At 42.8% G+C, this 502-nt stretch carries 1 protein-coding gene; it reads left to right on the top strand.

Annotation, left to right across the window (positions count from 1 at the left end):
* The coding region (locus A3757_RS23090; RefSeq protein WP_068740361.1) for an EAL domain-containing protein at nt 1–382 on the top strand (382 nt) is incomplete at its 5' end.
* Between the last annotated feature and the right edge of the window lie 120 nt (nt 383–502).

Genomic DNA, 502 nt, shown 5'->3' with positions numbered 1-502 from the left:
CGTTCTAATGAATAACCAGCAGTTCGTAAAAGATGCGCTAAGAGCCCTCAACCATCTTGATGTCCGAATATCGATGGATGACTTTGGAACCGGCTATTCCTCACTAAGCTATCTCAGGAACTATCCTTTTGACATGCTTAAAGTCGACCGTAGCTTCGTCAACGACTTAGTCGAAGACCAAGCCGACAAAGAACTAATTAATGCGGCGATTTCTATGGCTCACAGCTTAAACCTTAAGGTCGTCGCTGAAGGCGTCGAGAATCAGGAGCAATACAAGCTGCTCAAAGATCTAAACTGTGACTATGCACAAGGCTATCTGTTTGGTAGACCCATGGCGCCAGACATATTTGCCCGTCATTTAGAAAGTACGCTCGAAGACTAATCTAATAAGCTAAACCAAAGCATTTTAAAACAGAGCATTCAACAAATCAGGTAACTTCTTCACTAGCATAACTTCCATCCCTGCAATATCGTTTCTCGGTTTGTTTCCATAGGGAACAAT

This window comes from Oleiphilus sp. HI0117 (assembly GCF_001635235.1).
Note: the sequence above shows the minus strand (reverse complement) of the source record. Positions and strands in the feature narration are given on the sequence as shown.